The sequence below is a fragment of the Streptomyces sp. NPDC000878 genome, assembly GCF_053599695.1.
The window spans coordinates 26,022-33,835 of sequence record NZ_JBSFMT010000075.1 but is presented as its reverse complement, the minus strand read 5'-3'; the positions used below and the strand labels follow the sequence as shown (position 1 = coordinate 33,835).

The window sequence follows — 7,814 nt, the reverse complement described above, 5'->3', positions numbered from 1 at the left end:
CGTCCCGGAGTCCCGGAGTCCCGGAGTCCCGGAGTCCCGGAGTCCCGGAGTCCCGGAGTCCCGGAGTCCCGGAGTCCCGGAGTCCCGGAGTCCCGGAGTCCCGGACCTGAGCGTCAGCCGACGCTCGGCCCGGTGACCGGCCCGGTGGCCGTGACGAACGCCGAGACCGCGCGGGCGAACTCCGCCGGCTGCTCGACATGGCCGAAGTGCCCGCTGTCCTCCAGGATCAGCAGCCGCGATCCGGGAATGAGGGCGTGCAACTCCTCGGCCCACCGCACCCCGCAGATGAAGTCGTGCCGGCCGACGACGACCAGGGTCGGCAGGGCGAGCGAACCGAGTGCCTCCCTGTCGTCCATGGGCCGCGGCACCTGGTCCTGGTCCAGCGACGAGATGTACGTGGCGCTCACGGCGGCGCGGAAGGGCGCGAACTCCTCCTCCCGGCCCCAGTAGTCGGCGAAGTACACGGGCACCAGGGCCCTGAGCACGTCCGTGGTCCCCGCGTCGTCGCTCAGACCGGGCAGGGCCTCGAACCCGGCGAGGACGGCGGGCAGTTCGGGGTGACCGGCGTGCCGTTCGGCGAACCTCTGGACCTGGCTCATCGCCTCGGCGACATGCTCCTGGCCGGTGACCGGCGCGCTCTCGTAGAGGATGACCCCGGCAACCTGCTCGGGGTGGTGCAGGGCGTGGTACTGGGCGACGAAACCACCGTGGGAATGCCCCAGCAGATACACCTCGGGCACACCGAGGTGGTCGATCAGTGCCTGAAGGAACCGGCTGTAGAGGGCCCGTGTGTACCCGTGCGGGTGGGAGGGCAGCCGGCCCGAGTCGCCCTCGCCCGAGCCGACCGGCTCCGGGTAGACGACCGTGAGGTGCTCCTCCAGCGCGGGCATGCGCAGGTACTCCCAGGTGACTCCGGGCCCGCCGGAATGCGCGACGCACACGGGTCCTTGGCCGTGGACGTGGTAGCGCTGCGTCACTCCGTCGATGTCGAACTCGTGGGTACCGGCCGCGAGGGCGTCGGTCATGGGGATGGTGGGGATGGTGGTCATGGATTCTCCGTGTCCGGCAAGTGTTGATGGCACCGACAGGACGCTCCACGGAGAACAAGGTTCGCTTACCCCTGCGTGACCTGCGTCACAAGACAGGCAGGGTCTCGATGGCCTGTACCGGCCTGGGGTGGAAGAGCCGCAGCCGGAGCGCCCGGCCGGCGGCGTCGAGGGACATGAGCCAGGCCACGGAGGGCGGGCAGTGCTCGGGGTTGTCGGTCGGATTGAGGATGTCCATCTCCCAGACGGTCAGCGACCGTCCGGCGACGGCGTTGACCAGGCGCTGCCGCACACCGTCCGCGATGTCGTTGTCCATCGTGCGTACGAGGATGTCCCGGTCGGCGATCCGGTCCCTCCCCCTGAGCAGGGCGATGTCGGGCGACCAGCGCTCGGCGACCAGCTTGCCGAAGTGTCCGCCCTCGGCGGCGTCGAGCGTCTCACGGGCCTCCGAACGGCTGGCCCGGACGCGCTGTCCGGTGTCGGAGTGCGCGGCCTCGGCGGTGGCGGCGAGGGCGGCGGCGAGCTTGACCCGCCCCTGACTGAGCCGGCTGCGCACCGTGCCGACCGGCACCCCGCACGCCTTCGCGATCTGCTCGTACGAGGTGACCCGGTCGGTGAAATGGCGCAGCACCAACGGCATCCGCAACGCCGGAGACAGCTCTTCCAGCGCCTCCCATATCCAGTCCCGCAACGCGTTCTGCTCCAGCCATCGCCCCGGATCGGCGTCGTACGACGGCAGTTGAAGCTCGTACTCGTCCACCGGCAGCAGGACAGCGGACCTACGCAGCACGGTCCGGGCGGCGTTGCGCACGATCATCCGCAGCCACGCACCCACGGCCTCCGGATCACGTACGTCGCCGATCCGCCGCAACGCGGTCAGCGCCGCGTCCTGCATCACGTCGTCGGCATCCGCACCCGGCCCCAGAATGCTCAACGCCACCGCCCGCATCCCCGCCCGATGCCGCTCGAGCAGCACACCCAACGCGGCGACCTCACCCGCCTGCGCGGCACAGGTCAACCGCGCGTCCTCAAGCCGAGCAGCCTCGGCCCAGTCCCCGGTCATGGATCCCTTCAGGTGTCGGTGTCGGTCGCCCACAAAGTAGCGCGCGAGACGGGGCGACCCAGTGACGCGCATCACACCATCCCGAGCGAACTTCGCAACGCCGCCGGCGTCATGTCAATGCCCTGAACAGGACCAGGAGAACAGGACCTTGAACGTGACCGTGAACGCGAACGACGTATCAGATCTTGCACCGCTGCTCGCCAACTGCCGTGACTACTGGCTCGGTTGGGGAGCCTCGGAAATCGCCGACGGCGAACTCACCTACTACCGCAGCGGGCTGGCCGACGGCCAGCTCAACGGAGTCCTGCGGCTGAGCGACACCGACCAGCTGGAGCAGACGGTCAAGCACACCGCCGACCGGATGGCCGGACTCCCGTGGATGTGGTGGGTGGGGCCGGACAGCGCCCCGGACATGGCGAACAGGCTCGTCGACCACGGAGCCGTCAAGCTGGGCGCCTCACCGATCATGGCCATCAGCCTCGACCGCCTCGCCCCAGCCGAAGGGCCGGCGGAGGATCTGAAGATCGAGACGGTCGAAGGGGCCGACGCGCTGCGTGAATGGGTGGAGTCGTTCATCACCTCGTTCGGCGTCACACCGCAGATCATCGACGACGCGACGCGCATTGAGGCGGAACGCCCGGACTCCGCCCGCATCACTCGCTTCGCCGTGCGCCGCGACGGGCGCGTCGTGGGCACGTCGCTGCTGTACGAAGCGCACGGCGTGGCGGGCGTCTACGTCGTGAGCACCGCTCCCGACCACCGACGCCAGGGCATCGGAACCGCCCTCAGCACGGCGGCACTCACGACCGGCCGGGAGCACGGCCTGCACGTCGGCACCCTGCAGGCCAGCCCGCTCGGCGCCCTCGTGTATCCCCGCATGGGGTTCGAGACGGTGGCCGAGTACCAGCTCTTCGGCCTCCCCGCCGCCTGACGAACTAGACGAACTATTCGTCGGTGCAAGGGAGTTGCCTGCCCGGCACCCCCATGAAATCCTTTGCAGCATCTTGCAGCAAGTCCTTGCAAGGCTCGAAGACGAGGAAGAGGAAGAGTCCATGTCGTTACTGCGAAAGAGCAAGCAGCGTCTGGCAGTTACCGCTGTCCTGGGTGTCCTGTTCACAACGGCGGGCGTTGTGGCGACCGCCACTCCGGCCGCCGCCGCCGGCAACGTCTTCATCTACGCCAACCCCAACTACTCGATCCCGGTGTACCCGAGCGGCGCGCCGGTCCAGGTCGCTGAGCTCACGGGGCCGGCGAAGGACACGACGTCCTCCATAGGCAACAGCTCGTCCTTCTCCATGTGCTTCTACGAGCACAAGAACTACGGCGGTCTCGAGTTCAGGATCGGCTCCGGCGAGTGGTGGGCCACGATCCCCTCGTGGATCAACGACAAGATCTCTTCCTACCGGCCCTGCTGACCGAGGGTCGTCCGCCCACACCTCGGCCCGGGACGCATCGCCGCCACGGGATGCGACCCCGCCGGGAGTGTGGGCCGCGGGCATGCCGGGCGCGGTCAGATCAGGCCGGCGCGGATGGCGTACGACACCGCGTGGACCCGGTTGCGCAGCCCCAGCCGGCCCATGACGGAGGAGACGATCTTCTTGATGGTGCGCTCGGAATAGCTCATCTTCTGGGCGATCTCGGACAGGTCCATGCCTTCCGAGACCAGGCGCAGTACGTCGACCTCCCGGGCCGTGAGGCCGGAGGCGGTCAGCCCTCTCGGGCGCAGGACCTCCCGTTGGACGTGTTCGACCTGGTCCAGGAGGCGTCCCTGGACCGTCGGGGGCAGCCACGCCTGGCCGTTCGCCACGGAGACCACCGTCCGGACCAGCGCGGTGGGGTTCGCCTCCGCGCGCCACAGCACGGCCCGTACCCCGCAGGCCACGGCGGCGGACGGATCGATGTACCAGCCGCCTCCCACCACCAGGACGTACCGGGCCCGATCCGGTGCGGGGAGGTCGCGCAGCGTGTCGAGCGTGGTGGCGTCCGCGGTCGCGACCGCCACCACCACGATGTCCGCCTCCCCCATCTCCGACGGCACGAGGTGCGGCCTGCGCTCCAGGCAGGACGCCAGACCGACCCGGGTGATCGCGTCGGCGGCGTGCACGGCTACACGGGGCTTGATCGTCATGTCATCGTCCTCGGTCCGCTGGCGGTGGTCGGGCCGGCCGGTCGGGCCCGCTGCCATGATTCGATGCGGCGACCGAGGAAAAAGTTCGAAACTGATCGGAACAGGTTCGAAGAAAATCAGACGACCAGGTCCTCGGGTAGCAGCAGCCGCAGTTCGTCGAGGGTCGGGGCGGCCGACGCGCTGAGGCGGAACGCCTGGCGCGTGACCAGCGACTCGAAGACCTTGCGGGCCTGGCGGGCGTTGCCGAAGGAACGGCCGCGTTCCATCGACGCGAAGTGCTCGCGCAACCGCTCCGAGAGACCCGGACCGCACGCGTAGCCGCTCGCCTCGGCCTGCCGTTCCACGATGACGACCAGGTCGTCGGCCGCGTAGTCGGTGAACTCGACCCGGTGCGAGAAGCGTGAGGACAGTCCCGGGTTGGACGCCAGGAAGCCGTTCATCTCCTCGGTGTAGCCCGCCACGATCACCACGACGTCGTCGCGGTGGTCCTCCATCAGCTTCACCAGCGTGTCCACGGCCTCCTGCCCGAAGTCGGTGCCGGCCCGTTCCGCCCCGCCGGGGGTGAGGGTGTACGCCTCGTCGATGAACAGCACCCCGCCGCGGGCCCGGTCGAAGGCGTCGCTGGTCATCTGGGCGGTGTGGCCGATGTACCGGCCCACCAGATCGGCCCGCGCCACCTCGACCACCTGCCCGCCGGAGAGCACACCGAGGGCGGCGAGCAGCCGGCCGTAGAGCCGGGCCACGGTGGTCTTGCCGGTGCCGGGCGGCCCCGAGAACACCACGTGGTGGCTGAGTGTCGCGGCCGGCAGCCCGGCCGCCGCCCGTCGGCGGGTGTTGGCGAGCAGATGCACCAGGGAGGCCACGGTCTGCTTGGCCTGGTCGAGGCCGACCATGTCGTTCAACTCGCCGAGCAGCACGGCGAGTTCCTCGCGACCGGCCTCGCTGTCGTCCTGGCTGCCCGCCACGTCCCGGCCACCCAGGTCGGCGGGCATCAGCCGCAGCATGTCGGCCGGGGCCACGTCCAGCTCGCCGGCCAGCCGGAACGCCTGACGGTCCACCATCTCCTCGAAGGTGCGACGCGCGGTCCGTCCGTTGCCGAACGTGTCGTCCCTCGGCAGCTTCTCGAAGTGATCGGCCAGCGCCGCCGCCGTACCCGGACCGAGTTCGTACTGGTGCCGTCCGCAGATGTGCTCCACGATCGTCACCAGCTCGTCCACCGCGTAGTTGGGGAACTCGACGGTCCGGTTGAACCGGGAGGCGAGGCCGGGGTTGGTGGCGAGGAACCGGCGCATCTCGACCGAGTAGCCGGCGACGATCACCACGGTGTCGTCACGGTGGTCCTCCATCAGCTTCACCAGGGTGTCCACGGCCTCCCGGCCGAAGTCGGCGCCGCCGCCCCCGTCCGACTGCGAGGTCAGGGTGTACGCCTCGTCGATGAACAGCACCCCGCCACGGGCCTTCTCGAACGCCTCCGTGGTCTTGATCGCCGTACCGCCGATGACCTGCGCCACCAGATCCTGCCGGGCCACCTCCACGATGTGCCCGTGCCGCAGTACGTCCATCTCCGCGAGGATGCTGCCGTAGAGCCGGGCCACGGTGGTCTTGCCCGTGCCGGGGGGTCCGGCGAAGATCATGTGGCGGCTCATCGGCGGGGCCGACATGCCCATCTCGGTGCGGCGGCGGGCCATCTGGTTGAGGCTCACCAGGGTCTTCACCTCGTGCTTGACCGAGTCCAGGCCGATGAGTGACTCGAGCTCCGCCAGGGGCGACAGCTTCTTCTCCTTCGCCTTCTCCTTCTCGGCGGCAGGTGCGGGCTCGGCTGCGGGGCGGTCGGGTTCGGCAGGGCGGGCGTGCGGGGCGGGAGTCCGCCTGGGCCGGGTATCCGCGGGCCCCTGGGTTCCCGTGGCCTCCTGCGCCTCCCCTTGTACGTCCGCGGCGCCGTTGGACCTGCTGACCAGGTTCTCCAGCACCGTGCTCTCGCTCATCGCCGTGCGCCGCAGGCCGCTGCGGCCGTTCTCGAAGGCGGCGCAGTTCCGGAGGACGACGCGGTCCGCGGTGTGCAGCAGGATGCCGTCGCCGGTGTTCTCGAACGCCTCGCAGTCGGTCAGCGTGCCCGTGCCCCGGGCCGCGATCATGATGCCGGCGCGCCCGCAGCCGTGGAACCGGGAACGGGTCGCCGTCACGCTCGCTCCCGCGGCCACGGTGAGGCCGTCCGAGTCGGCCCGGAACACATCGCAGTCGCGCAGGCTGGCGGTGGCGGTCCCGGCGACCGCGATGCCGTTGCCGCCCGCCTCCCTGACGAGTACGGCGTTCAGCAGCGGTCGGGAGGAATCGGCCATCCGCACCCCGGACTTGCGGACCTCGCTGATCTCCACGTCCTCGTAGCGGCCACGGGCGGTGCCGGACACCTCCAGGCCGTGCCCGTCGCAGGCGGTGAGGGTGATCCGGCGCAGCAGCGGGTTGGCGTTCTCGTCGGTGCGTACGCCGGTGCCCGCCGCGCCGCCGACATGGAGCCGGTCGAGTTCGGGCGTCGAGTCCTCGGTGAGGTGCGCCCCGTCGGCCGCGCCGCCGCGGACCGTCAGGCCGGTGAGGACGGGCGAGGCGCTGCCGCCGACCCACAGCCCGGCGCCCTCGGCGTCGCGCACCTCGCAGTCCTCGTACCGGCCGCGGGACTTGTCCCCGAGCCGGATGCCCTGCTGCCCGGCCCCGGTCAGCCGCAGCCTGCGGACCATCGGCTCGGCGTCGCCGGTCACGGTCAGTCCGTGGCCCGCCGCGCCCTCCACCGTGCAGTCCTCCACCAGCACACGGTTACGGCTCGAAATATGGATGCCGACACCGCGTACGGCGTGAACTCGCGTGCGCAGGACGCGGGTTGCGCTGTTGTCCTCCAGGGCGATGCCGGGTTTCTCGGTCGCCGAGATGTCGCAGTCCTCGATGGAACCGCGGCCCTCGCCGTTCACGAAGACCCCGTTGCCGGCCGTGTCCCGCACCGTGCAGCGGCGGATCAGCGGGTTTCCCCGCTCGCCGATCACCACGCCGGACGCCCGCAGGTCCTCAAGCCGGCAGTCCTCGATGACGCTCTCGGCCTCGCTGGTCACCACGATCCCCGCGCCGGCCGAGTTGGTGACCCTGCTGTCCCGCATGGCCAACGCACCGCTGTGCCGGGCCAGTACGGCGGTCCAGGCCGCGGCGCTGATCTCACAGTCGTCCAGCTCCAGCTGGCCGGCCGGCACGTCGACCGCGGGCAGTTCCGCGTCACCGCCCCGGATCACCAGGCCGGTGAGCTTGACGGCCTCGGCGGTCACCGTCACCGCGGTGCCGGACCGGGGGGCCAGCTCCACCGAGCCGCGCCCCTGTGCCGCGATGATCGTCACGACGTCGGTCAGCACCAGCGGATCGCTGTACCGGCCGGGCGCCACCGTGATCAGGGCACCGCTCCGCGCGGCCCGTACGGCCTCCGCGATGGACGCGTGACACCCGGCGTCCTCCGGGTCGACGGCCAGCACTTGGCGTGTCATGGGGTGTTTCTCCTCTCCGGGCCGGGTGGCGCGGGTTGCCTGGGCAGGGGCACAGAAAG

The 7,814-nt window shown here is 70.5% G+C and carries 6 protein-coding genes; 2 read left to right on the top strand and 4 right to left on the bottom strand.

What is annotated here, in order from left to right:
- Positions 1-113: 113 nt before the first annotated feature.
- Positions 114-1,049, bottom strand: a complete 936-nt coding sequence (locus ACWDR4_RS41060; RefSeq protein WP_450416149.1) for an alpha/beta fold hydrolase — start codon at positions 1,047-1,049, stop codon at positions 114-116.
- A gap of 85 nt (positions 1,050-1,134) precedes the next feature.
- Positions 1,135-2,109, bottom strand: coding sequence for an RNA polymerase sigma factor (locus ACWDR4_RS41055; RefSeq protein ID WP_450416148.1), 975 nt, complete (start codon positions 2,107-2,109; stop codon positions 1,135-1,137).
- Positions 2,110-2,263: 154 nt separating this feature from the next.
- Between ACWDR4_RS41055 and ACWDR4_RS41050 the strand changes: the two genes are divergently transcribed.
- The gene (locus ACWDR4_RS41050; RefSeq protein WP_450416175.1) at positions 2,264-3,040 is read left to right on the top strand and encodes a GNAT family N-acetyltransferase; all 777 of its coding nucleotides are present in this window, start codon (positions 2,264-2,266) and stop codon (positions 3,038-3,040) included.
- A gap of 121 nt (positions 3,041-3,161) precedes the next feature.
- Complete coding sequence (locus tag ACWDR4_RS41045) at positions 3,162-3,524, top strand: hypothetical protein (protein ID WP_450416146.1); 363 nt, start codon at positions 3,162-3,164, stop codon at positions 3,522-3,524.
- A gap of 95 nt (positions 3,525-3,619) precedes the next feature.
- Here the strand turns inward: ACWDR4_RS41045 and ACWDR4_RS41040 are convergent, their stop codons facing one another.
- Positions 3,620-4,237 (bottom strand): response regulator transcription factor, encoded by a 618-nt coding sequence (locus tag ACWDR4_RS41040; protein ID WP_450416144.1) that lies wholly within the window; start codon positions 4,235-4,237, stop codon positions 3,620-3,622.
- A 116-nt stretch (positions 4,238-4,353) separates the two neighbouring features.
- The gene (locus ACWDR4_RS41035; protein WP_450416142.1) at positions 4,354-7,755 is read right to left on the bottom strand and encodes a right-handed parallel beta-helix repeat-containing protein; all 3,402 of its coding nucleotides are present in this window, start codon (positions 7,753-7,755) and stop codon (positions 4,354-4,356) included.
- Between the last annotated feature and the right edge of the window lie 59 nt (positions 7,756-7,814).